General features: G+C 72.3%; 21 protein-coding genes. 4 read left to right on the top strand and 17 right to left on the bottom strand.

Annotation, left to right across the window (positions count from 1 at the left end):
• Positions 1–87: 87 nt before the first annotated feature.
• The 6 genes from ACFYPS_RS05465 to ACFYPS_RS05440 form a co-directional block, all read right to left on the bottom strand.
• Positions 88–1,437 (bottom strand): ABC transporter ATP-binding protein, encoded by a 1,350-nt coding sequence (locus ACFYPS_RS05465; protein WP_387322904.1) that lies wholly within the window; start codon positions 1,435–1,437, stop codon positions 88–90.
• A gap of 74 nt (positions 1,438–1,511) precedes the next feature.
• Positions 1,512–3,722: a CDP-glycerol glycerophosphotransferase family protein gene (locus ACFYPS_RS05460; RefSeq protein ID WP_387322902.1), complete on the bottom strand. Its 2,211-nt coding sequence runs from the start codon at positions 3,720–3,722 to the stop codon at positions 1,512–1,514.
• 15 nt (positions 3,723–3,737) lie between these two features.
• The gene (locus ACFYPS_RS05455; RefSeq protein ID WP_387322900.1) at positions 3,738–5,807 is read right to left on the bottom strand and encodes a DUF5941 domain-containing protein; all 2,070 of its coding nucleotides are present in this window, start codon (positions 5,805–5,807) and stop codon (positions 3,738–3,740) included.
• Positions 5,804–6,550 carry an ABC transporter ATP-binding protein gene (locus ACFYPS_RS05450; RefSeq protein WP_074316275.1) on the bottom strand — a complete coding sequence of 249 codons (747 nt, stop codon included), beginning with the start codon at positions 6,548–6,550 and terminating at the stop codon, positions 5,804–5,806. Before ACFYPS_RS05450 ends, ACFYPS_RS05455 begins: the two co-directional genes overlap by 4 nt.
• Before the next feature lies 1 nt (position 6,551).
• A complete protein-coding gene (locus tag ACFYPS_RS05445) occupies positions 6,552–7,379 on the bottom strand; it encodes an ABC transporter permease (protein ID WP_387322897.1) in 828 nt (275 codons plus the stop codon).
• Between the two features lie 70 nt (positions 7,380–7,449).
• Entirely contained in the window at positions 7,450–8,820 is a 1,371-nt protein-coding gene (locus ACFYPS_RS05440; RefSeq protein ID WP_354964425.1) for an L-serine ammonia-lyase, read from the bottom strand.
• A 571-nt stretch (positions 8,821–9,391) separates the two neighbouring features.
• Here ACFYPS_RS05440 and ACFYPS_RS05435 point away from each other — a divergent pair.
• On the top strand, positions 9,392–9,601 hold the full coding sequence (locus ACFYPS_RS05435; RefSeq protein ID WP_354964424.1) for a PspC domain-containing protein: 210 nt from the start codon (positions 9,392–9,394) through the stop codon (positions 9,599–9,601).
• A gap of 247 nt (positions 9,602–9,848) precedes the next feature.
• On the opposite strand, the gene ACFYPS_RS05430 is transcribed toward ACFYPS_RS05435, so the two are convergent.
• From ACFYPS_RS05430 to pdxH, 7 genes are all read right to left on the bottom strand, one after another.
• On the bottom strand, positions 9,849–10,664 hold the full coding sequence (locus ACFYPS_RS05430; protein ID WP_387322894.1) for a DUF4230 domain-containing protein: 816 nt from the start codon (positions 10,662–10,664) through the stop codon (positions 9,849–9,851).
• A 99-nt stretch (positions 10,665–10,763) separates the two neighbouring features.
• Positions 10,764–11,927 (bottom strand): acyl-CoA dehydrogenase family protein, encoded by a 1,164-nt coding sequence (locus ACFYPS_RS05425; protein ID WP_354964422.1) that lies wholly within the window; start codon positions 11,925–11,927, stop codon positions 10,764–10,766.
• Between the two features lie 44 nt (positions 11,928–11,971).
• Positions 11,972–12,277, bottom strand: coding sequence for a type II toxin-antitoxin system VapB family antitoxin (locus ACFYPS_RS05420; protein ID WP_007454850.1), 306 nt, complete (start codon positions 12,275–12,277; stop codon positions 11,972–11,974).
• Between the two features lie 188 nt (positions 12,278–12,465).
• Positions 12,466–13,068 carry a nitroreductase family protein gene (locus ACFYPS_RS05415; RefSeq protein WP_387322891.1) on the bottom strand — a complete coding sequence of 201 codons (603 nt, stop codon included), beginning with the start codon at positions 13,066–13,068 and terminating at the stop codon, positions 12,466–12,468.
• 24 nt (positions 13,069–13,092) lie between these two features.
• Complete coding sequence (locus ACFYPS_RS05410; RefSeq protein ID WP_387322889.1) at positions 13,093–14,022, bottom strand: aldose 1-epimerase family protein; 930 nt, start codon at positions 14,020–14,022, stop codon at positions 13,093–13,095.
• 18 nt (positions 14,023–14,040) lie between these two features.
• Positions 14,041–15,339: an MFS transporter gene (locus ACFYPS_RS05405; RefSeq protein WP_354964419.1), complete on the bottom strand. Its 1,299-nt coding sequence runs from the start codon at positions 15,337–15,339 to the stop codon at positions 14,041–14,043.
• The gene (pdxH, locus tag ACFYPS_RS05400) at positions 15,336–15,965 is read right to left on the bottom strand and encodes a pyridoxamine 5'-phosphate oxidase (RefSeq protein ID WP_387323566.1); all 630 of its coding nucleotides are present in this window, start codon (positions 15,963–15,965) and stop codon (positions 15,336–15,338) included. The genes ACFYPS_RS05405 and pdxH overlap by 4 nt, the downstream gene beginning before the upstream one ends.
• Before the next feature lie 280 nt (positions 15,966–16,245).
• On the opposite strand from pdxH, the gene ACFYPS_RS05395 reads away from it, so the two are divergent.
• The 3 genes from ACFYPS_RS05395 to sepH all read left to right on the top strand — a co-directional run bounded on the left by ACFYPS_RS05395 (position 16,246) and on the right by sepH (position 20,016).
• Positions 16,246–17,352, top strand: a complete 1,107-nt coding sequence (locus ACFYPS_RS05395; RefSeq protein WP_387322887.1) for a citrate synthase 2 — start codon at positions 16,246–16,248, stop codon at positions 17,350–17,352.
• A 271-nt stretch (positions 17,353–17,623) separates the two neighbouring features.
• Positions 17,624–18,751 carry a phosphoserine transaminase gene (gene serC, locus ACFYPS_RS05390; RefSeq protein ID WP_387322885.1) on the top strand — a complete coding sequence of 376 codons (1,128 nt, stop codon included), beginning with the start codon at positions 17,624–17,626 and terminating at the stop codon, positions 18,749–18,751.
• A 185-nt stretch (positions 18,752–18,936) separates the two neighbouring features.
• A complete protein-coding gene (gene sepH / locus ACFYPS_RS05385; RefSeq protein ID WP_387322883.1) occupies positions 18,937–20,016 on the top strand; it encodes a septation protein SepH in 1,080 nt (359 codons plus the stop codon).
• 84 nt (positions 20,017–20,100) lie between these two features.
• Here the strand turns inward: sepH and thpR are convergent, their stop codons facing one another.
• From thpR to ACFYPS_RS05365, 4 genes are all read right to left on the bottom strand, one after another.
• A complete protein-coding gene (gene thpR / locus ACFYPS_RS05380) occupies positions 20,101–20,679 on the bottom strand; it encodes an RNA 2',3'-cyclic phosphodiesterase (protein WP_387322881.1) in 579 nt (192 codons plus the stop codon).
• Between the two features lie 11 nt (positions 20,680–20,690).
• Positions 20,691–21,200 carry a hypothetical protein gene (locus ACFYPS_RS05375; RefSeq protein ID WP_354964414.1) on the bottom strand — a complete coding sequence of 170 codons (510 nt, stop codon included), beginning with the start codon at positions 21,198–21,200 and terminating at the stop codon, positions 20,691–20,693.
• Between the two features lie 147 nt (positions 21,201–21,347).
• Positions 21,348–22,631: an MFS transporter gene (locus ACFYPS_RS05370; protein WP_354964413.1), complete on the bottom strand. Its 1,284-nt coding sequence runs from the start codon at positions 22,629–22,631 to the stop codon at positions 21,348–21,350.
• Between the two features lie 72 nt (positions 22,632–22,703).
• Positions 22,704–23,153 carry a MarR family transcriptional regulator gene (locus tag ACFYPS_RS05365; RefSeq protein ID WP_354964412.1) on the bottom strand — a complete coding sequence of 150 codons (450 nt, stop codon included), beginning with the start codon at positions 23,151–23,153 and terminating at the stop codon, positions 22,704–22,706.
• Positions 23,154–23,164: the final 11 nt, after the last annotated feature.

Genomic DNA, 23,164 nt, shown 5'->3' with positions numbered 1-23,164 from the left:
CACCCCTCTCGGTGGTCTTTCATGTGGACTGGGTGCGCAGACCGTAGGACACCGGCAGCGCCTTCGCCACCCCGCTCCGGCGTGGCGTCAGCGCCATCCCACGTCGATCCGGCCCCCGCGCTCGTCGAAGAAGTGCAGCGCGTCCATCCGGACCGCCACGGCGAGTGGGTGACCCGCGGCGACCGCCGGGTACGGCGCCAACCGCACCGCCAGCTCCGCCGGGCGGCGATGGTGCCGACCGGGGTCGGGGAGCACGCTCGTCCGGGTGCCACCCGCGGAGTCGTCCGCCTCCACGGCCTTGCCCGTCAGCCGCTGCATGACCGAGCTGAACCGGCGCAGGCCGCGCTGGCCCACCGGCGGCTCGTCCAGCCGCGCACCCATCTCGTCGACCACGATCGCGGTGGCGCCGATGTCGAGGAACGCCAGCGACTCGTGCCCGTGGTGCTCCAGGTAGCGGATCCGGCCACGCAGCACGTCGCCGGGGCTGTCCGGGGAGACCGGGGTGAGCGCCTCGGCTCGCATGCCGACCACGATCCGCTCGCCGTGGTAGTGCGCCACGGCCCGGCTGCGGATGTCGTCCCAGGGTAGGTAGAGCGACTGCTCGCCAAGGTTGAGCGTGACGTACCGGTCCAGGTGCACGTAGACCGACGCCTCGAGCAGGTTCATCCGCGGGCTGCCCAGGAAGGCGGCCACGTAGAGCGTCGCCGGCCGCCCATACACCTGGGTGGGGGTGCCCACGTCCTGGAGCACCCCACGGCGCATGATCGCCACCCGGTCGGCCATGGTGAGTGCCTCGGCCTGGTCGTGGGTGACGTAGACGGTGGTGACGCCCAGCTCCCGGGTGAGGCCCGAGATCTCCGCACGCAGCTCCGCACGCAGCCCGCTGTCCAGGTTGGACAGGGGTTCGTCCATCAGGAACAGCCCGGGCCGGCGGACGATGGCGCGGCCCATCGCCACGCGCTGCCGCTGCCCGCCCGAGAGCTGACCCGGCTTGCGGGCGAGCACGTCGCCGATGCCCAGCGCGCTGGCGACGTCGGTGACCCGCTCACCCCGCGGGGTCGGCTCCATCCCGGCCAGGCGCAGCGGGAAGGCGATGTTGTCACCCACCGTCATGTGCGGATAGAGGGCGAAGTCCTGGAAGACCATGGCGATCTTCCGGTCCCGCGGCGGCAGGTCGTTCGCGAGCTCCCCGTCGAGCAGCACCGCACCCTGGGTCGGGTCCTCCAACCCGGCGATCATCCGCAGCACCGTGGACTTGCCGCAGCCGGACGGGCCGAGCAACACCATGAACTCGCCGTCGTTCACGTCCAGATTGATGCTGTCGACGGCCAGCGTGCCGTCCTTGAAGAACTTGGTGACATCCTTGAGCGCGACGGTGGTCACCGTCTCCTCCCCCAGCTCGTCGACCGAACTCCAGAAGACTGTGACCAGGATCATTGAATCAGCACATCGGGTGAACGTCTCATGTTCGACTGATGACGCTGCCATTAAGCGACACCGGGCCGGTGCGATCAGCAGCGCGAGGCCCTCTCGTCCGGCTCACCCAGGAACACCCGGCGCACCACCCGCTCCGCCGCGCGCCCGTCGTCCAGCCCGCAGAACCGGCCCCGGAAATGGGCGCGGGCCTTGGTCGCCGCGTCCGAGCGCACCGCGTCGGTGCGGAACAGGTCGAGCAGGTCGGCGAACGTGGTGGCCATCGCGCCCGGCGGCTCCGCCGTGACGTCGAAGTAGACACCCCGGGCCAGCCGGTACGCCTCCCAGTCCGGGGCGTAGAGCACGATCGGCCGATCCAGCACGGCATAGTCGAACATCGCCGAGGAGTAGTCGCTGACCAGCACGTCGGCCACCAGGTAGAGGTCCTCCACCCGCTGGTGGCCGCTGACGTCGCGGACCCGTTCCCGGTCCACCGCGCGGCGGGGGCTGCGATCCCGGTCGTGGAAGTAGTGGCTGCGCATCAGCAGCCGACCGGAGTCACCCAGCGCCTCGACGAACCGGTCCGGGTCGAACGGCGGCCGGTAGCCGGGCAGGTGCTCGCGGTGCGTCGGGGCGTACAGCACCACCTGCTCGTCGGGGCCGAGACCGAACTCCGCGCGCAGCCGGCGTACCTCGTCGGGGCCGGCGTTGACCAGTCGGTCGTTACGCGGGTAGCCCACCTCCAGAGTGGTGTACGTGGCCGGGTACGCGCGGTCCCACATCTGGGTGGAGAAGCTGTTCGCGCTGACGCTGTAGTCCCAGCGGTCCACCCGGCGCAGCAGCCCGGCGAAGTCCATCCGGCCGGCACCGATCGGGTAGCGCTGCTGGTCCAGCCCCATCACCTTGACGGGCGTGCCGTGGTGGGTCTGCACGTGCACCTGCTCCGGCCGCTTGCGGACGAAGTCCGGGAAGTTGACGTTGTTGACCAGCCACCGGGCCCGGGCCAGCGCCCGGTAGTAGGCCGGGGTGCCGGCGACCACGTACTCCGCCCCGGCCGGCACGGTGTCCACCCGGTCCCGGCGCACGATCCACACCCCGCGTACACCGGGGGCCAGCCGGCGGGCCACCTCGTAGATCGCCGCCGGGTTGCAGGCGTACCCCCGGTACCAGTAGGCGGCGTACACCGCGAGCGTCGGATCCACCGGCCGCCGCAGCTCGGCGCGGTAGTACTCGCGCAGCAGGCCGTCGCGGGTCAGTCGGGCGCCGCGCCGGGCGGCCGGCCCGACCCGACGCCGGGTGGTGCGAGCCCGCCGGCGGGCGGTGTCGCGGGCCCGGCTCGCCGCCCGCAACGCGCTGAACGTCCGCCAGCGGCCGGTGGCGACCAGCCGGTGCTTGATCCCTTCCACCCCGTCCGGCGCCGGGTACCCGCCGTCCGGCAGCCAGCGCGCGTAGTCGGCGGTGATCTGCGCGAAGAAGGCGGGCCGCAGCTCCGGGGCGATCCGCTGGCCGTTGCCGAGCACGGTCAGGTAGTGCCAGATCATCCGCTCGAAGACCGCCGGCCGCAGGGCGTCCGCCGCCGGCCCCCAGGTGTCCATGAGGTGGAAGACCCGGTGCCACTGCGGGAACACCTCGAAGTGCCGGTCACCCCGGGTCCGGGTGATCGCGCCCGCCCGGCGCTGCCGGTAGTTGACGCAGACCCGATCGAGTACGCCGATCCGCTGCGCCGCCATCAGCACCGGGTAGCTGAACGAGACATCCTCGTACCAGCCGGGCGCGAAGCGCAGCCCCAGATCGACGAGGAACTCCCGGCGTACCAGCCGGTTCCACGCGGTGTGCAGCAGCCGCATCGCCTCCGGCCGGTCCCGCAGTCGGAAGGTGGCCGCGCCGGGCGACTCCGGGAACACCTCCGCCATCGCGCTGCGCGTGGCGGTGTCGTTCCAGTGCGTCCGGACATGGTCGACCAGCAGCACGTCCGGCCGGGTGGCACGTAACCGCTCGGCGACCTCCGGCAGGCACTCCGGCGCCAGCCAGTCGTCGCCGTCGAGGAACCAGACGTACTCCCCGACGGCCCGGTCCAGCCCGACGTTGCGGGCCGGACCGAGGCCGACGTTCTCCGGCAGCCGGATCGACCGGACCCGCTGGTCGCGGGCGGCGTACTCGTCGATGATCTCGCCGCTGGAATCCGGGGAGCAGTCGTCGACCGCGATCACCTCGAGGTCGGTCTCCGGCTGGCCGAGGATCGAGTCCAGGCACTCGCGCAGGTATCCCTGCACGCGGAAGGCCGGCACCACGAAACTGATCAGGGTCATCCGGCCGTCCCTCCGTCAGCGCGGCGCGCCACCTCCCGCGCCCGCCGGCGCGGCCGACGCCCGCGCGCTACGGGCCGGCCGGACGAACCAGGCCAGGACGACGCTCGCCACGAAAACCACGAGAAGGTATGTACCGAGTGTAGCCATGCCGATACTCACGATTCCGGCAATCGCCGCGAGGGCCAGCAGCACCGAACGTCCCTCCCAGCCCAGCGTGGCCGGGTGCAACGGGGGCGCCGCCTGCCGCTTCTCCAGCCGGGCGGTCAGGTCGTAGTGGTGCACGGTGAGCACGAAGACGTAGCCGAAGATCAGCCACCCCGGCGCGCCGCCGACCACCCCGACCGCGATCGCGAACAGGTACTCGGCGGCCCGCAACGCGGCGGGCACCAGCCAGTCCAGCGGACCGTTGTGCGCGGCCCCGGCGCCCAGGCCACCGACCAGCAGCACCAGCAACGCCACCGGCACCGCCCAGCGCAGCCCGTCGGGCACGTCGCCCAGCAACGCCGCGACCAGCAACGCCGCCGAACCCAGCGCGGCGATCACCGCCAGGGTGAGCGGCCCCATCGGGCGGACCACCGGCAGCCGGCGGGCCAGCGGGCCGTCGTCGCGGTGCAGCGTGGCATCGACCGTGTCCAGCACCGGCACCCACATCCAGCGGGCCCGCAGCGTACGCAGCGCCCCGGTGTACGCGAACGCCAGCACACCCCACACCAGTACCGCGATCAGACTGACCAGCGGATTGAACAGCGCCACGGTCAGCGCGATCAGCGCCCACCGCTCGCCGATCGGAAAGACCACGGTCCGCTTCAGCCAGTACGACAGCGAGCCGGTGTCCGCCTGCACCCGGGTCGACGCGGCGTTCAACCGGTCACCGATACCGCCACTGGCACCCGTCGCCGCCCGGGGCCGACGCGCCGCCTCGTCGTGCAGCACGCCGTACCAGGTGTCGGTCATGTGCCGGACGGTCTGCAACGTCATCGCGGCGATCGCCAGCGCCCAGCCGTTGCCCAGCCCGGCGTGGCTCACCCCGAAACCCAGCCCGGCGTAGACCAGGTACTCCTTGGCGCGGTCGGCCATCGTGTCCAGCCAGCCACCCCAGGCGCTGAAGTGCCGGGTGTAGCGGGCCAACTGGCCGTCCACGCAGTCCAGCACGAACCCGAGGTAGAGCAGCACCGCGCCGCTGACCAGCGCGGGCCGCCCGCCGACCCCGAACAGCACCGCGGCGGCCAGCGCGAAGAGCACCGAGATCACCGTCACCCCGGTCGGGGTGAGCCGGAGCCGGGCCGCCACCCGCACCACGTACGGCGACCAGGTGCTGACGAAGTAGGTCGAGAAGAAGTCGTCCTTCTCCTTCACCGCCAGCCGCAACTCGGCCCGGTCCTCGTCGACCGCGGTCACCGCCGCCTCGGCGGCGACCAGCCCAGCCGCGTCGTCGACCCGGTGCGCGACGAGCAGACGTACCCGCTGGGCGAAGATCAGGGTGCCGAGCGCGGCGAGACCCGCGACGAGCCGGTCCACGGCGGACCCGGGGCCGCCGGCCGGGACCGGCGCGAGACGCCCGGCCGGCCCGGCGCCCTCGGTGGGCCGGAACGCGGAAACCTCCCCGGGCGGACCGAGGGGGGTGGCGACCGGCAGCACGCCGATCGCGGCGGCCCGGGCGGCGGCGGCCAGGGTCGGCAGGTCAGCCACGCCGACCCGCAGCGCGCCGCCGAACACGCCGGTGGCCTCGCCGTCCAGGGCGTCCACCGCGCCGGCGTCGACCACCTGGCCACGTTCCTCGCGCACGGCGGTCCGCCCTGGCACCGCCGGGTCGGTGAGCACCAGTGCCACCGTCGGCCCCACCGGGCTGGTGGCCAGGTGTCTCAGCACGGCCGTGTGCGCGACCAGGTCGGTGCCGGTGATCAGCAGCGGGCCGGTGGCGTGGTCGGCCAGGGCGGCCAATTCGTCCAACCCGGCGGCGAAGCGCACCTCGTCCGCCCCGGCCTGCCGCAGCTGGGCGGCGAGCCGGTCGGCCAGCGGCTCGCCGGTCGCGGTGGTCAGGCCCGCCGCGGACGTCCCGGCGGCGAGCACGATCGCGAGCGTCACCGCGGGACCGCGGCGTGGTACGCGTCGAGCGCCTCGGCGATGGTGCCGTCGAGCATCAACCGGCCCGCGTCGAGGTACAACCCCCGACGGCAGAACCGGGTCAGGTCCTTTTCGTTGTGTGACACCAGCACCAGCGTGCGCCCCTCCCCGAGCAGACGATCAATCGTCGCGTAACACTTCTTGCGGAACTCCGCGTCACCGACCGCGGTCACCTCGTCCATCAGCAGGATCGGGTGCGGCAGATGCGAGATGATCGCGAAGCCGAGCCGCACCTTCATCCCCGACGAGTAGTGCCGCACCGACGTGTCGATGGCCCGTTCCACCTGCTCACCGGCGAACTCGACGATCTCGTCGAAGTGCCGCTTCAGATAGCCCGTCGACAGCCCGTGCAGCCCACCGACCAGGTGCAGGTTCTCCCGCCCGGTCAGGTCGTTGGAGAAACCGGCAGAGAGCTCCAGCAGTGGCGCCACCGCGCCGTGCACCCGGATGCTGCCCTCGTCCGGAATGAGCACCCCGGCGATCAACCGCAGCAGGGTGCTCTTGCCGGTGCCGTTGCGGCCGATCACCCCGACCGTCTCGCCCGGCTCGACGGTGAACGACACGTCGCGCAGCGGCCAGAACTGGCCGGGCAGGGCACCCCGACCGCCCCGGTGGATGAACAACTCCCGCAGCCGCAGTTGCCGGCGGCGGTTGCGGACGAACCGGATGCCCAGGCCGTCGGCCTCGATGATCGGCGCGGCCATGTCAGAGTTCCTTGAGCACGGCGGGTTCCAACCGGCGGAACGACCACCAGCCGGCGGCCAGCACCAGCAGGCTGCCGACGACCGTGGTGGTGAGCAGCCGAGCGTCCGGGAACTCATCCGGGTACCAGATCGCGTGGTGCAGCTGGAAGATCCCGACCAGCGGGTTCAGCTCGTACGCCACCTTCAGCCAGCCCGGCAGGCCGGATTCCCGCACCAGACTCAGCGGGTAGATGATCGGAGTGGCGTAGAAGAGCACCCGGATGATCAGCCGCATGAACCGCTCCACGTCACGCATCAGCACGTTCCACGCGGACAGCAGCAGGGCCAGCCCGATCAGCAGGACGGCCTGGACGGCCACCGCGAGCGGCAGGGAGAGCAGCGACCAGCCGGGATGGATCCGGCCGTGCGCCCCGTAGATCACCGCGATGGCCATCAGGATCGGCAGACCGGCCACGTACTCGGCGAACCGGCCGGTGACCCGGCCGATCGGGAAGACCTGGCGCGGCACGTTCATCGTGGTGATCAGCCGGGACTGACCGGTCAGCGCGTTAGTGGCCTCGCTCAGCGCCGAACTGGTCCACATCCAGGCGAAGATCCCCGTGATCAGGAACAGCGGATACGATCCGGCCGCCTCACCGAGGTGCCGCCCGGTGTCCCGCGAGTAGAGCACGCCGAAGACGAACCAGTAGATGGCGCCCATGCCGAGCGGCTCGATCAACGACCAGAGATAGCCCAGCACCGACTGCTGGTACTTGACCGCCAGGTCCCGTCTGACCAGGATGCGCAGCGAGTTGCGGTGCGACCACAACACCGCGACGCCAGAGGTCACCGCTGCCTCCCGCCTCCTGAAACGGACGACAGGTTAGCAGTCGGTGAACGAATGCCCCGAGTCGGCCAGATCAGCACTCGATCACGTTGACGGCCAGGCCGCCCCGCGCCGTCTCCTTGTACTTGACCTTCATGTCGGCGCCCGTCTCCCGCATCGTCTTGATGACCTTGTCCAGCGACACCGCGTGCACACCGTCGCCGCGCAGCGCCAGCCGGGCGGCCGTGATCGCCTTGATGCTAGCCACCGCGTTCCGCTCGATGCAGGGGATCTGCACCAGGCCACCCACCGGGTCGCAGGTGAGCCCGAGGTTGTGCTCCATCCCGATCTCGGCGGCGTTCTCCACCTGCTGCGGGGTGCCGCCGAGCGCCTCGGCGAGGCCCGCCGCGGCCATCGAGCAGGCCGAGCCCACCTCGCCCTGGCAGCCGACCTCGGCGCCGGAGATCGAGGCGTTCTCCTTGAACAGCACGCCGATCGCGCCGGCCGCCAGCAGGAACCGCACCACGCCGTCGTCGGAGGCACCCGGCACGAACCGGGTGTAGTAGTGCAGCACCGCCGGGATGATCCCCGCCGCGCCGTTGGTCGGCGCGGTGACCACGCGGCCGCCGGCGGCGTTCTCCTCGTTCACCGCCAGGGCGAACAGCGTCACCCAGTCCATCGCGCGCAGCGGATCGGTGGTCGCGGTGTCCGCCTCCAGGCTGCGCCGCAGCTCCGCCGCGCGCCGCCGGACCTTCAACCCACCAGGGAGTACGCCGTCCCGCTCGCAGCCACGCTCCACGCACTCCCGCATCACCCGCCAGATCTCCAGCAGGTCGGCCCGGATCTCCGCCTCGCTGCGCCAGGACCGCTCGTTGGCCAGCATCACCTCGCTGATCGAGAGACCGGTGGCGGTGGTCACCTCCAGCAGCTGCGCCCCGGTCAGGAAGGGGTACCGCACCCGGGTGCTGTCCGGCTTGATCCGGTCCGCGCCGGCCGCCGCCTCGTCCACCACGAAGCCGCCGCCGACCGAGTAGTAGGTGCGGCTGCGCACCTCGGCGCCGGTCCCGTCGTACGCCACGAAGGTCATCCCGTTCGGGTGGTACGGCAGCGACCGGCGGCGGTGCAGCGTCAGGTCCCGGTCCGGGTCGAAGTCGATCTCGTGCGCGTCCAGCAGGCTGATCCGCCGCTCCGCCCGGATCCGCTCGACCCGGGGGCCGACGGTGTCCGTGTCGACCGTCTCCGGTGCCTCGCCGGCCAGCCCGAGCAGCACCGCCCGGTCGCTGCCGTGGCCGTGCCCGGTGGCGCCCAGCGAGCCGAACAGTTCGGCCTGCACCCGTGCGGTGTCGGTGAGCAGCCCGTCGGCCTTGAGCCCGGCCACGAAGGTGCGGGCGGCCCGCATCGGCCCCACCGTATGGGAGCTGGACGGCCCGATGCCGACGCTGAAGAGGTCGAAAACACTGATCATGGCTGCGCTGCGCTTCCTCGCCGTCGTCCCGTGGTGCGGGATCCGGCCCGGTCGTGGCCACCGGTCCGGCGGCCCCGCTCGTGGCCGCCCGGTCGGGTGGCCGCCGGCCACCCGGGGTGTGGGTGCCCAACCAGCGAGCCTACCCGCCCAGTTCACGGCCCACCCGGCCACCGCGACGTGATCGCCGGACCGCCACTCACCCGCCGTCCCACCGCCACCTCCCCGCCGCGTCCCGGCGACGTCCCGCCGCAAGATCGCGCACAATCCAGGATGTAGTGGCTTCCGCTCATGCCCGAGGGCACTACATCCAGGATCGAGCACGATCTCCCTCGGGGAGTGCGCGTCGCGGAACGTCGGCCCGGCGCGGAATCCCCGCGTGGCGCCGACGCCAGCGCGGGCCTCGGATCGGGCGGGACGGGTGCGGCATCGGAGGCGTCGCAGCTGAGCCGCACGGGTAAGTACCTACGGGTCCACGGGTTGCCGATCCTCCTCGGGACCGAGGGTGAACTGGCCGTCCCTTTCTACCGTGGATTGCAGACGCGGCGTACCGCCGCAGAGTGGGAGTACGACGATGAGTCGCAAACTGGTTCGGCCCCGCCAGGGGCGCATGATCGCCGGTGTCTGCGCCGGCCTCGGTCAGCGGTTCGGCATGTCCGCCGGGATGGTCCGGCTGCTGTTCCTGCTGTCGCTGCTGCTGCCCGGCACCCAGGTGATCGTGTACCTGATCCTCTGGATCCTCATGCCGAACGAGGACCGCTACCTCGCCTCCACCCGGCACTGACCCTCACCCGCATCCCACCCCGACCGAAACCGCCCCCGCCCCCGGCCCGCCCCGGGCTGAGGCAGCAACTTCTGGGAAGTTGCTGCCTCACGACGGCCGGAAACACCAACATCCCTGAAGTTGCGTGGATCTTGCGCCGGGACGGAGCGCGAGGCACGGCGCGGCGCGGGGCGCGGAGAGTTCGATGACGGAAGCGCCCGCCCTGACGGTCGTCGGGGCGGGCGCTTCGACGTGCGAGGTCCAGCAGTCAGGGAGCGGTGTAGGTGACCGTGACCTGCTGGTAGCCGAGGGAGCGGAGCAGCCCCTCCAGCATCTTGCGGGTGTTCTCCTCGGCTCGGGCGGAGAGCCCGCTGTCCCGGGCGGCGGCGGTGATCCGTTCCTCGGCGAGCTGGTAGACCTGCTGCTGCCGGTTGGGGTCGTTGCCGACCAGGTCGCCGAGCCGGTTGATCAGACCGCGCTGCTCGGCGAACACGTAGCTCTTTTCCAGGTCGAGGTTGGTCTCGCCGAGCTGCGGCGCGGGCAGCTTGATCTCGACCGAGGTGCCGTCGGCGGACTCGACGACAGCGCCCTCCCCGATCTTGCCGAAGTCGACGTACGCCTCGACGCTGCCCGCCCCAACGAACAGGGTGCGCTCGTTGAGCAGGAAGTCCGGTACGTTGCGCCGGTCGTTCTGGGTGTCGACCACGACCTGGAAGTTGCCCTCGGCGGCCACGTATCGGCTGAGGTCCTGGATCGACTTCAGCAGCGGCGGCTGGCTGCGGTCGGTCTGCTCCTTGGCGAACGGGTTGCGGAACTCCGGCAGGAGCCCGGTCGCCTGCACGCCGAGCAGCACCACCACGGCCAGCGCGGCGGCCCCGAGAAGCACGAGCAGACCGCGGACCGGACCACCGGCACCGCCGCTCGTCGGCCCACTGGTGCCGCCGGGGCCACCGGAGTCGCCCGTGCCGGCCGGGCCGCCCGGCACGGGTTCCGTCGGGGTGTCCGACCGTTGCCGGAGATCGTCGCCCGTGGGGTATCCGGGGAACTCCCTCGTAGGCTCGTTGATGCCAGCGTCGCGGGCCATCACGCTCACCGTCCTCGTCAGACACGTCGTCTGCCATTGACGGTACGGCCCCCGTACGACACCCGCGCGTCGAGCGACCGGAAAGCGTAAACGGGCAGGTCAGGCGAAGGCCGAGACCCCGGTGAGCCGCTGTCCGATGACGAGCTGGTGGATCTCCGAGGTGCCCTCGTACGTCAGCACGCTCTCCAGGTTGTTCGCGTGCCGCATCACCGGGTATTCGCCGGAGACGCCGTTGGCGCCGAGGATGGTGCGGCACTGCCGGGCGATGGCCAGGGCCTCCCGCACGTTGTTCAGCTTGCCCACGCTGACCTGCTCGGGCCGCAGCCGGCCGGCGTCGGCGAGCCGGCCCAGGTGCAGCGCGAGCAGTTGCCCCTTCACCAGCTCGACGGCCATGTCGGCGAGCTTCGCCTGGGTGAGCTGGAAACCGGCCAGCGGACGACCGAACTGGGTACGGGTGGTGGCGTACGCCAAGGCCGTCTCCAGGCAGTCCCGGGCGGCGCCGACCGAGCCCCAGACGATGCCGTACCGGGCTTCGGTGAGGCAGCTCAGTGGGGCCTTGAGCCCGACCGCCTCGGGCAGTTGGGCGTCCGCCGGGAGCCGGACGTCGTCCAGCACGATCTCGCCGGTAACCGACGCGCGCAGCGACATCTTGCGGCGGATCTCGCGGGCCGTGACACCGGGCGTGTCCATGGGTACGGCGAAACCCCGGACGCCCTCGTCGGTGCGCGCCCAGATCACCGCGACGTCGGCGATCGGCGCGTTGGTGATCCACATCTTGCCGCCGGTGAGCACCCAGTCGTCGCCGTCGCGGCGGGCCCGGGTGGCCATCGACGCCGGGTCCGAGCCGTGGTCCGGCTCGGTCAGGCCGAAGCAGCCGATCGCCTCGCCGGTCGCCATCGACGGCAGCCAGCGCTGCTTCTGCTCCTCGCTGCCGTAGCGCCAGATGGCGTACATGGCCAGGGAGCCCTGCACGGAGACCAGGGAACGGACGCCGGAGTCGCCGGCCTCCAGCTCCTGGCAGGCCAGCCCGTACGCGACCGCGGAGGCGCCGGCGCAGCCGTACCCGGTCAGGTGCATGCCGAGCAGTCCGAGCTTGCCGAACTCCCGGGCCAGCTCGCGGGCCGGCACCCGGCCCTCCTCGTACCAGTCGGCGACGTGCGGGCGCACCCGATCGTCGATGAGCTGACGTACGACGTCGCGGATCTGCCGCTCCTCCTCGGTGAGCGACGGGTCCAGGTCGAGCAGGTCCAGTGGAGCGGTCATGGACGCCACCTTAACGAAGACTCAGGCCGATGGGCGCGGACGCGTCATTCGATCGGCTCGGAGAGCACCAGCACCCGGGCGTGGATCTGGTTGCGCTGCTGCAGGGCGGCGCGCAGGGCCCGGTGCAGGCCGTCCTCCAGGTAGAGCCCGCCATTCCACTGCACCACGTGGGGGAAGAGGTCCCCGTAGAAGGTGGAATCCTCGGCGAGGAGCTTGTCGAGCGCCAGCTCACGCTTGGTGGTGATCAACTGGTCCAGGCGCAGCGGTCGCGGCGGGATCTCCGCCCACTGCTTGAGCGTCAGGTTGTGCTCCGGATAGGGACGCCCGTCCCGGACCGCTCTGAAGATCACGACGGCACGCTCCCCTCCCCGTGGCCGAGCCGACCGGCGGCGCCGAGCCGGGTCGCGGCAGGCACCGCGCGGCGCGGTACCGATGACGCGTGCCAGCCTAGCCGCCCAGCGCACACCACGTTCTGCTCCCTGATGTCAGTTTCGCTACCGCTCGTCCGATCCCCAACCGGACGAACGGGACGCCGCACTCAACTCCACCGGCCGCGCCGCACCACCTCGTCCAGCGGACGGCGACCTCGGCGCAGCGACGGTGACCTATGGTCGGGTGCGCGGTAACCGATTGTGATGGCTCCGACGGGTCGATGGTCCGTCGGCACGCCGAACGCGTCCCGGTAAGCGGCCAGCCGCTGCGGCGGGATGCCGAAGAAACACGCGCCCAACCCCTCGTCCACCGCGGTGAGCAACATCAGCAGCGCGGCGAACCCGGTGTCCACGTACCAGTAGGGCACCGGCCAGCGGTCGGTGGACACGTCCGTCCAGCCCTTGTCCGGCTCCGCGTACCGCTGGAGGTAGGCCGACTCGTTGGCGTGCGGCACCACGATCAGCGGCGCCCGGCGCATCCCGGCCAGCCACCGCTCCCGCCCACCACCGTCCGGCGTGGTGGCCGCCCAGAACCGCTCCCGGTCGGCCGCCTCCTCCAGCACCAGGAAACCCCAGCCCTGCGCGAACCCGGCCGACGGGGCGCGCACCGCGTGGTCGAGCAGCCGGTCCACCACGTCGGGCGGGACCGGGCGGTCCGGGTCGTAGTTGCGCACCATGCGCCGACGCCGGACGACCTCGGCGAACTCCATCCCGTTCTCCCCCGCCGGCCCGGCTCAAGCCCCGGGGCGGATGCCCCAGGCGCCCCGCCAGGTCGCGCCGGGCTTGAGCGTGAGCACATCCTTGCCCGAGCGGAACGCGTCCGGAGGGCAGGTCATCGGCTCGATCGCCACCGAACGACGATGCCGTTCGCCCGTGAGCGCGTCCCCGGTGAACACCTGCCACCAGCCGAACTCCTGGTCCGCCCAGATGCTCACCCCGGACGAGCCGTCCGGCGCGGCCAGGCTCACCGACGAGCCGCCGTCGGCGTCGGCGATCACCTGACCGAAGCAGAGGTCCAGCTGGGCACGGCCGATCCGGCGGGGGCTGGTCCAGTCGTACTCGGTACCCGCCACCGGGGTCGCGCCGACCGGCAGCAGCCGCCCGTCCACCAGCAGCCGGGTACGCGTCGGCAGCCGCATGACCAGGTCGTCCACCGCGACGCCCGGCAGTTGCAGGTACGGGTGCACGGAGAAGCCGAACGGCGCCAGCGCAGCGCCGGTGTTGGTCACCTCGTGCTCGGCGCGCAGCCCGCCCCGGCCGACGCTCCACCGGCTGCGCAGCCGCAGCGGCCACGGGTAACCGGGCTGCGGCGGCAGGTCGTAACTGACCGTCACCGCGTCCGCCGACTGCTCCAGCAGCCGCCACGGCACCCAGTTGACCAGCCCGTGGATCGCCACGTGCCGCTCCGGCTCGGTCAGCGGGAGCTGGTGCGTCCGGTCTCCGAAGGAGTAGCGGCCGTCGCGGATCCGGTTCGGCCAGGGCGCCAGCACCTGCCCGGCGCAGCCGGGGCAGACCTCGTCGGCCTGGTACCCGTCGACCAGGTCGACCCCGTCGTGCTGGTACGTCCGCAGCCCGCCGCCCACCTCCACGATGACGGCCTCGTGGCCGGCGGTGGAGATGGTCCACTGGGCGCCGGAGAAGGGGCGCTGGTCGGGGCTGTCCATGCCGGCGACCCTAACCGGTCACGTCCGGTCCCCGCTCGACGCCGCCGCCCGGTAGCGCAGCAGCGCCGGGAAGGCGGCCGCCAGCGCCACCACGAGCACCGCCGAGGCGAGCCCGCCGGCCACCCAGGCCACCCCGACGCCGAACCCGGCGGCCATCGTGCCGGCCCGCAGGTCGCCCAGGCGCGGACCGCCGGCCACCACGACCGTGTTCACCCCCTGCAACCGGCCGCGCATCCGATCCGGCGCGTAGATCAACAGCATCGACTGGCGCAGCACCGAGCTGACCAGGTCGGCGGCACCGGCCACGGCCAGCAGGGCGATCATCAGCCAGAGCTGACGGGCCAGGCCGGCCGCCGCGATCGCCACCCCCCAGCCGACCACCGCCAGCACCAGCCCGAGCCCCTGCCGGCGAAGCCGGCCGATCCAGCCGGAGGTGAGCCCGCCGATCATCGAGCCGATCGCGATGGCGCTGTAGAGCCAGCCGACCGCGGCGGGATTGCCGAACCGCTCGGTGGCGATCTCCGGGAAGAGCGCCCGGGGCATGGCCAGGATCATCGCGATCAGGTCCACCCCGAACGAGAGCAGCAGCACCGGCGTGGTGGCCAGGTACCGGAACCCGTCGATGACGCTGCTCAGGCCGGCCCGACGCGGACCGTTCTCGGCCGCCGGGTCCGGTTCGGGCGGCATCGCCGGCAACCGCCACGTCGCCCAGAACGAGGCGCCGAACAGCACCGCGTCCACCGCGTACGCGATCGGCAGTCCCACATCGGTCCGCCAGATGGCGAAGATCAGCCCGGCGGCGAGTGGTCCGAAGACCGAGGTGGCGGTGAAGGTGGTGAAGTTCAACGTGCTCGCGGCCGGCACCAGCTCGTCCGGGACCAGCCGGGGCAGGATCGCGCTCCGGGTCGGTGAGGTGATCGCGAAGGCGGTCGACTGCAACGCCACGAGCAGCAGCAGGAGCAGCGGGCTACCCAGCCCGAGCAGGGCGTGCGCCAGCAGCGCCACCGTCGAGGCCCAGAGCAGCACGCCGCCGCCGAGCAGCACCCGACGCCGGTCCCGGGCGTCGGCGACCGCACCGCCCCACAGGCCGAACACCAGCAGCGGCAGGAAACCCGCCACGCCGAGCAGGCCGACCCAGAACGATCCCTTGGTCAGCCCGAACATCTCCACCGGCACGGCCACCGCGGTGAACTGGAAGCCGAACATCGCCACGCTGTTGCCGAACCACACCCTCCGGTACGCCGGCACGCGAAGCGGACGCAGATCGATCGCCCAGCGGCGCGCTCCGCGCGGCCGGGCCTCCTGCACACCGGTCACGGTGCCAACCGCTCGACGGTCCAGCCGCCCTCGTCGAGCAGGCGGAAGCGCAGCCGGTCGTGCAACCGACCGGCCCGGCCCTGCCAGAACTCCACCGTGTCGGGTCGGACCCGCAGCCCACCCCAGTGCGGCGGGGTCGGGATCACCGGCTCGCCGTCGAACCGCTCGGCAGCCGCCCGGTAGCTCTCCTCCAAAGCCGCCCGGTCCGGCACCACCTGCGACTGCGGGCTGGCCCAGGCGCCCAGTTGGGAGCCGCGCGGGCGGCTGGCGAAGTACGCCTCGGCCACCGAACGGTCGACCGGGGCGACGCGCCCGGTGGCCACCACCTGACGCTGCATCGGGAACCACGGGAAGACCAGGCTGGCGTACGGATTGGCGGACGCCTCGACACCCTTGCGCGAGAGGTGGTTGGTGAAGAAGACGAAGCCGTCCGGGTCGTACCCCTTGAGCAGCACCGTCCGCCCGCTCGGCCGGCCGGCGGCGTCGGCGGTGCCCACCACCATCGCGTTGGGTTCGGGTAGCCCGAAGGCCACCGCGTCGGCGAACCAGCGGTCGAACTGCGTGTGCCAGTCGGCGGCCAGGTCAGCCTCGGTCAGGCCCAGGTCCGCGGCGTACTCGTTACGCATCGCGGCCGGGGCGGGTGTGTCGCCCGTCACGTTCCCACTCCTTCTCGGCGGCCCCGCCGGCGCCCTCCCGCGCTGGCCAGACCGCAGCGCCCAGTCTTGCCGAGCGGCGCGGAGAATGCGCGTCCGGGGATGTCGTGTGCAGCACAGTCGCAGCGGGTCGCGTATCCGGTTACTCAGCAGGCAAGATGTTCCGAACACATCCCTGAGGGTCGCCTGAGGCGCTCGGCCGACCGGGCCGGATGAGCTCACCGGGCGCACCGACCAGATCCAGGAGAGCGACATGGCCGATTTCAAACCCGGGCTGGAGGGCGTCGTCGCCTTCGAGACCGAGATCGCTGAACCTGACCGTGAGGGTGGCGCGCTGCGCTATCGCGGGGTCGACATCGAGGATCTGATCGGCCAGGTCTCGTTCGGCAACGTGTGGGCGCTGCTGGTCGACGGCCGGTTCGGGCCGGGCCTGCCGCCGGCGGAGCCGTTCCCGGTGCCGGTGCACTCCGGCGACATCCGGGTGGACGTGCAGTCCGCGGTCGCCATGCTGGCCCCGTACTGGGGTCTGAGCCAACTGCTGGACATCTCCGACGAGCAGGCCCGCGAGGACCTCGCCCGGGTCTCGGTGACCGCGCTCTCCTTCGTCGCACAGTCCGCCCGGGGCCTCGGCCTGCCGGCGGTGCCGCAGAAGGAGATCGACAAGGCGCAGACCATCGTCGAGCGGTTCATGAAGCGCTGGCGGGGCGAGCCCGACCCGCGGCACGTCAAGGCCGTCGACGCCTACTTCATCTCGGCTGCCGAGCACGGCCTGAACGCCTCCACCTTCACCGCCCGCATCGTCGCCTCCACCGGGGCCGACGCGGCGGCCTGCATCTCCTCCGGCATCGGCGCCCTCTCCGGCCCGCTGCACGGCGGCGCCCCGTCCCGGGTGCTCAGCATGCTGGAGGCGGTGGAGCGCAGCGGGGACGCCGAGGGCTACGTCAAGGGCGTGCTGGACCGCGGCGAGCGGCTGATGGGCTTCGGCCACCGGGTCTACCGCGCGGAGGACCCCCGCGCCCGAGTGCTCCGGCGTACCGCCAAGGAGCTGGGCGCGCCGCGCTTCGAGATCGCCGAGTCGCTGGAGAAGGCGGCGCTGGCCGAGCTGCAGGCCCGCCGCCCGGACCGGGTACTGGCGACCAACGTCGAGTTCTGGTCGGCCGTGGTGCTGGACTTCGCCGAGGTGCCGGCGCACATGTTCACCTCGATGTTCACCTGCGCCCGGATGGGCGGCTGGAGCGCGCACATCCTGGAGCAGAAGCGCCTGCAGCGGCTCGTCCGCCCGTCCGCCCGCTACGTCGGCCCGGAAAGCCGCAAGCCCAGCGACGTCGAAGGCTGGGGCGCCATCCCCCACGGCGTCTGAGCGGTAAGGAAGGGCCCCTTCTTAACGCCTCGTGTATAGGAGGGGCCCCTTCCTAACAACGCGCCCGGCAGGCGGCGCCGGGTGTGGCGAAGGACTCAGGCCGGCCCTCGGGACCGCGACACCCACCGCCCGGCCAGGGTGCGAGGATGGGGGCCGGCAGTGTCGCCGGATCGCCGGTACGGATCCCGGCCCGCCGTGCGCCCCGCGTACGCGCCCGCCGCCGGTCCGCACCGGGCCCCGCCCCCGCCCATGCGGAAGGACCTTCAAGACCGTGGCTGACGCACCGCTCATCCGGATTCCCGACGAGATCAAGCCCGCCGACGGACGCTTCGGCTGCGGCCCGTCCAAGGTCCGTCCGGCGGCCGTGTCCGCCCTCGCCGAGGTGGCCACCAGCTACCTGGGCACCTCGCACCGGCAGAAGACGGTCCGCGACCAGGTGGCCCGGCTGCGCTCCGGTATCGCCGAGTTCTTCTCGCTGCCCGAGGGCTACGAGGTGGTGATCGGCAACGGCGGCACCACCGCGTTCTGGGAGGTCGCCACCTTCGGCCTGATCCGGGACCGGGCGCAGTTCGCCAGCTTCGGCGAGTTCGGCGCCAAGTTCGCCAAGTCGGTCAAGGACGCCCCGTTCCTGGGCGATCCGACCATCCGCAAGGCCGACGCGGGCAGCGCGCCGACGCTGGTCGCCGAGGCCGGCGTGGACGTCTACGCGACCCCGCAGAACGAGACCTCGACCGGCGTGGCCGTGCCGATCAGCCGGGTGGCGGGGGCGGACGAGGGCGCGCTCCTGCTGGTCGACGCCACGTCCGGCGCCGGCGGCCTGGAGGTCAACGTCGGCGAGACCGACGTCTACTACTTCGCGCCGCAGAAGTGCTTTGGTTCCGACGGTGGTCTCTGGCTGGCCCTGATGTCCCCGGCCGCGCTGGACCGGGCCGCCGAGATCAAGGCCTCCGGGCGGTACATCCCGGCCTTTCTCGACCTGGTCACGGCGATCGACAACTCGCGGCTGCAGCAGACCTACAACACCCCGGCGCTGGCCACCATCTTCCTGGCCGCCGAGCAGACCGACTGGATGAACGCGCAGGGCGGGCTGGCCTGGGCCGCGAAGCGCACCGCGGAGAGCGCCGCGACGGTGTACGGCTGGGCGGAACGGTCCACCGTGGCCACCCCGTTCGTCAGCGACCCGGCGCTGCGGTCCAACGTGGTCGCCACCATCGACCTCGTCGACGGGGTGGACGCCACGGCCGTCGCCAAGGCACTGCGCGCCAACGGCATCGTGGACACCGAGCCGTACCGCAAGCTCGGTCGCAACCAACTGCGGGTGGCGCTGTTCCCGGCCATCGAGCCGGCCGACGTCGAGGCGTTGACCGCGTCCATCGACTACGTGGTCGAGCGTCTCTGACGATCGTCACGGTCGGTGTCCATCGGGACCTCGGCGGACACCGACCGTGATCATCGTTGCAGCTCAGTCGCGACATGCGGGGTGTCGCTTCCCCCACCCCGAGACAGATGCGCGTACGGTGGTCCGAGACGCCTGGGTGGCCGACTCGTGGCGTGCGGCCAGCGAAGCGGGACGGAGGCAACGCTATGCGCCCAGTACGCTTCGTCGCCCTCTCCGAGGACGGCCATGCTCTGGTTCTCGCCGACGAGGTCGGGCGGCTGCTCGCCCTGCCGATCGACGAGCGGATCGCCGGCGCCCTGCACGCCGAGCCGGGTGCTCCGCCGCTCGCGGTGGCGCCGACCGCCGCCGACCCGATCCCCTCACTGTCCCCCCGGGACATTCAGGCCCGCATCCGCTCCGGTGAGTCCGCCGAGGACGTCGCCCGGATCGCCGGTGTGCCGGTCGACCGGGTCCTGCGCTATGCCGGCCCGGTGCTCCAGGAGCGGGCGATGCTCGCCCAGCACGCCCGCCGCACCCGGCTCAAGGGTGCGGAGAAGCCCACCCCGCTGGCCGAGGTGGTCAACGGCCGGCTGAGCCAGCACGGCATCGACACCGAGAAGATCTCCTGGGACGCGTACCGCCGCGACGACGGCACCTGGCGGATCATCGCCACCTGGCCCTCCGGCAAGGCCACCGCGCAGGCGATCTGGGATCTCGACAAGACCCGGCAGGCGGTCACCCCGCACGACGACATGGCGCAGTACCTGTGCGCCGAGCGGCCCACGCCGATCCTCGGCCAGGAGCCGGCGCCGGAGCGGGGCGGGCACGCCCTGCCCGGTCCGTCGCGCGGCGAGCCGAGTCGCGGTGGGCACGGGTTGCCGGCAGCCTCCGAGCACCCGCGTCCCGGCCGGGACCCGATCCGAGCCGGGCGGGACGCACTGCTCGCCTCACTGGACCGCCCGCTCGGCGCCTCGTCGGGCCGCGGCCTGGAGCCGCGTACCCCGGCTGCCCTCGCCGGGTCCGACGCGCCCCGGCAGCGGGCGGTCGGTGGCGGCGCAGCGGCACTGCTGGGCGGCGGCCAGGGGTCGGCCTTCGACGACGACTCGGACGCGCCCAAGGAGGTGCCGGCCGTGCCGTCGCTGGCGGTGCTGCGGCCCCGCCGGACGGGCGCCGCGGCGGCTGCCGGCGGCGAGTCCACCGATGCCAACGGCAAGCCGCGCAAGCGGCTGCCGAGCTGGGACGACGTGCTCTTCGGCAGCGGTCCGGCCGCGCGTGAGTCCTCCTGACGCTTCGCGTTGGCGGGTGGCGGTTCGCCACCCGTCAGCGCGAAGCACGCCAAGTGCCCGTGGCAGGGCCGGTTGCGGGCTGAGTCAGAGCGGCCAGGCGGCGAGGCGGTCGTAGCGCGGCCGGGGGCCGAGGTGGCTGCGTACCAGCAGCAACTCGGTCGCCGCCCACGGCGGGCCCTGGTAGTCGTCCAGGGCGGCCCGGTCGGCGTCAACGTCGGCCACGTCCACCAGGTCGCCGGGCCGAGCGACGGTCAGGTGCGGGCGGAACGGCTTGTCGTCGTGCGGCAGCCGGGCGTGCCGCAGCCGGGACCGGATCAGTCGCGCCAGCACGTGCAGCGCCTCGACGTCACCCCGGCAGTCCACCCAGAGCACGGTGAACCGCCCCCCGCCGAACCGGCCGCCGCCGCCGAGGCTCAGCCGGGGCGAGGCGTCCCGGCCGTCCCGGAACCATTCGGCGGCCAGCCCGAGCGCGCTCTCCACCTCGACCAGCCGGGCCGTCTCGACGTCACCGAGGAAGGCCAGGGTGAGGTGCAGGTGGGCCGGGTCGGCGAGCCGTACGTTGGTGCCGGCGGCCGCTGCCGCCCCGACCCTCAGCCGGGCGACCTGCGCGCCGAGATGGGTGACCGCTTCGGCGGGCGGACAGACCGCGACGAAGAGCCGCAACCGTCGACCGCTCAGCGGTGCCGCTGCCGGTGCCCGGCTCGGGCCGCCGGCAGGGTCAGCCCGGCGGCGTGCAGCACGCCTTCCACCCGGACCCGCTCGATCTCCTGGTCGACGCCGCTCAGCTCGGCGAGGTGTTCGGTGATGCCGAGGGCTCGGCACGCCAGTCGGAGCCGGTCGTCGTACGCCTGGACCACCGCGCCGTGCCAGACCATCGGCCGGCCGGTGCCGCCGAGCCGCTGGCCGCCGAGGCGCCGCAGGTCGGCGGCGAGTTGTTCCAGGGGCCGCCGGTCGGTGCGGTCGAACTCGCTGAGGTCGATGTCCCGAGTCAGGGCGTCGGCTTCGATGGCGCGGTCGAGACGGGCGATGGTGCGTCGTTCCCGTCGGCGCTCACGCCACTCCGACCAGCCGCAGACCACCCGATCCAGGATCTCGTCGGCGCAGAAGAGCAGGGCGAACGCCGCCGGAAGGCTGGCCACGGCGAGGAACGCCAGGGCCAGCATCAGCGCGCGTCCGACTCCCACGTATCGACGCTAAGCCCCATCGTGCCGGCCCGCCACCTGATTGGCCGCATCCGCGCCATGCGCTCAACACGACGTGCTCCCGGGCCCGGGTTAGGAAGGGCCCCTTGTTATGCAAAATCCGATAACAAGGGGCCCTTCCTTCACACCTCAGCAGTCGGTGGAGGTGACGTAGAAGCGGGGCATCGGCAGCACCCGGAAGCGCAGCCGGGCGCCGGCGCGGCGCAGCTGCCAGGTGAGCGCGATCAACGCGGTGGCCAGCGAGATCAACCCGCCCATCCAGATGCTGGCGCCAGCGCCGAAGTGCTCGGCGATCCAGCCGATCAGCGGCGCGCCGACCGGGTTGGTGCCCAGGAACACCAGGACCCACAGGGCCATCACCCGCCCCCGGAAGGCCGCGTCCACACCCAGCTGGACCCGCTGGTTGGCGGCCTGGGCGAAGAAGACCATGAAGAAGCCAGTCGGCACCAGCAGCGTCACGACCAGCCAGTAGGTCGACGCGAAGCCGACCAGGGTGCCGAAGCTGGCGCAGGCGATCGCGGCACCGAGCACCAGCCAGACCGACGGTCGGCTGCGCCGGCCGGTGCCGCTGAGCGCGCCACCCAGCGCGCCGACCGCCAGCGCGGTGCTGAACAGGCCGAACGAGGCGGCACCGGTGTGGAAGACCGTCTTGGCCAGCGCGGCCAGGGTGAGCTGGAAGTTGAACAGCGACATGCCGATCACCGACATCACCGCCATCGGCAGCAGCAGGTCCGGGCGGCGCCACACGTACCGCAGCCCGTCGACCACCCGGGCGGACGCCCGCTCGTCCCGCGGCAGCAGGGCGTCGCGGTGCAGTTCGGCCGTCCGCATCCGCACCACGTTGACCAGCGGCGCGATCGAGCTGAGCGCGGTGAAGAGGAAGACCGGCCCCACGTCGAAGGCGGCGATGGCCAGGCCGGCGACGGCCGGGCCGACGATCCGGGCGGAGTTGAACACGGCCGCGTTCAGCGACAGCGCGTTGGGCAGCAGCGACGTGCCGACCAGTTCGGAGACGAACGCCTGCCGGACCGGGGTCTCCACGGCGTTGGCCGTGCCGAGCAGCGCGGCGAAGGCGAAGACGTGCCAGAGCTGCACGAGGTCGGTGAGGACCAGCAGGGACATGCCGAGCGCCAGCACGGTCCAGAAGGCGTTGGCCGCGAAGAGCAGCACCCGCTTGTCGTACCGGTCGGCGAGCCGGCCGGAGAGCAGCGTGAGCAGCAGCACGGGGGTGAACTGCAGCGCGGTGACCACGCCGAGCGCGGTGGCCGAGTTGTCGGAGAGCTCGAGGACGAGCCAGTCCTGGGCGATGAACATCATCCAGACGCCGATCAGCTTGATCAGCTGGCCGGATGCGAATAGCCGGTAGTTGCGAACCTGCAGGGACTGGAACATCGTGCTCAACTTGGCCCGCACTCTTGGTGCGCCTCCTCCGGGACGTACGCGTCATCGACAGGTGACGGCACGGCCCGGTGGCGCGGGCGCGGCTCAGGCGCGAGCGAGCTGCTGAAGAATCTGGGCGGCCCTCTGCAGGGTCTCCCGTTCGTCCTCGTCGAGCGCGGCCAGCCGGTGGGCCAGCCACTCATCGCGGGCCCGCTCGAACTGGTCGAGCACGGCCTGCCCTCCTTCGGTCGCCGCGAGGATGACCTGCCGGCCGTCGGTCGGATGGGGGGTCCGCTGCACAAGGCCGCGGTCCTCCAACTTCCCGACGATCTTGGTCATCGTCGGTGGCTGCACCCGCTCCACGTCGGCCAGTTCCCGGGGCGTCAGCGCGCCCGCCAGCCGCAGGCTGGTGAGCGCGGAGACCTGGGTGACCGTGAGGTCGCCGACCGGTCGGGCCTGGCGGACCCGCCGGTTGAGTCGGGTGATCGCATCACGCAACTGGGGAGCCAGTTGCGCCGGTGGCACGCGTTCCGCCGTCACCGTCCGCTCCGTCACGATAGTTAGCT

Source organism: Micromonospora sp. NPDC005087 (assembly GCF_042872965.1).
Taxonomy (GTDB): domain Bacteria; phylum Actinomycetota; class Actinomycetes; order Mycobacteriales; family Micromonosporaceae; genus Micromonospora.
This window is presented reverse-complemented; position numbering and strand designations above follow the sequence as displayed.

What these genes read in the sequence shown, in the direction of transcription:
- pdxH (WP_387323566.1), bottom strand. Translation starts at nt 15,965, where the DNA reads ATGCGTAACGAGTACGCCGCGGACCTGGGCCTGACCGAGGCTGACCTG.
- ACFYPS_RS05435 (WP_354964424.1), top strand. Translation starts at nt 9,392, where the DNA reads ATGAGTCGCAAACTGGTTCGGCCCCGCCAGGGGCGCATGATCGCCGGT.
- ACFYPS_RS05460 (WP_387322902.1), bottom strand. Translation starts at nt 3,722, where the DNA reads ATGACCCTGATCAGTTTCGTGGTGCCGGCCTTCCGCGTGCAGGGATAC.
- sepH (WP_387322883.1), top strand. Translation starts at nt 18,937, where the DNA reads ATGCGCCCAGTACGCTTCGTCGCCCTCTCCGAGGACGGCCATGCTCTG.
- ACFYPS_RS05440 (WP_354964425.1), bottom strand. Translation starts at nt 8,820, where the DNA reads ATGATCAGTGTTTTCGACCTCTTCAGCGTCGGCATCGGGCCGTCCAGC.
- ACFYPS_RS05415 (WP_387322891.1), bottom strand. Translation starts at nt 13,068, where the DNA reads ATGGAGTTCGCCGAGGTCGTCCGGCGTCGGCGCATGGTGCGCAACTAC.
- ACFYPS_RS05430 (WP_387322894.1), bottom strand. Translation starts at nt 10,664, where the DNA reads ATGGCCCGCGACGCTGGCATCAACGAGCCTACGAGGGAGTTCCCCGGA.
- ACFYPS_RS05450 (WP_074316275.1), bottom strand. Translation starts at nt 6,550, where the DNA reads ATGGCCGCGCCGATCATCGAGGCCGACGGCCTGGGCATCCGGTTCGTC.
- ACFYPS_RS05425 (WP_354964422.1), bottom strand. Translation starts at nt 11,927, where the DNA reads ATGACCGCTCCACTGGACCTGCTCGACCTGGACCCGTCGCTCACCGAG.
- ACFYPS_RS05410 (WP_387322889.1), bottom strand. Translation starts at nt 14,022, where the DNA reads ATGGACAGCCCCGACCAGCGCCCCTTCTCCGGCGCCCAGTGGACCATC.
- ACFYPS_RS05395 (WP_387322887.1), top strand. Translation starts at nt 16,246, where the DNA reads ATGGCCGATTTCAAACCCGGGCTGGAGGGCGTCGTCGCCTTCGAGACC.
- ACFYPS_RS05465 (WP_387322904.1), bottom strand. Translation starts at nt 1,437, where the DNA reads ATGATCCTGGTCACAGTCTTCTGGAGTTCGGTCGACGAGCTGGGGGAG.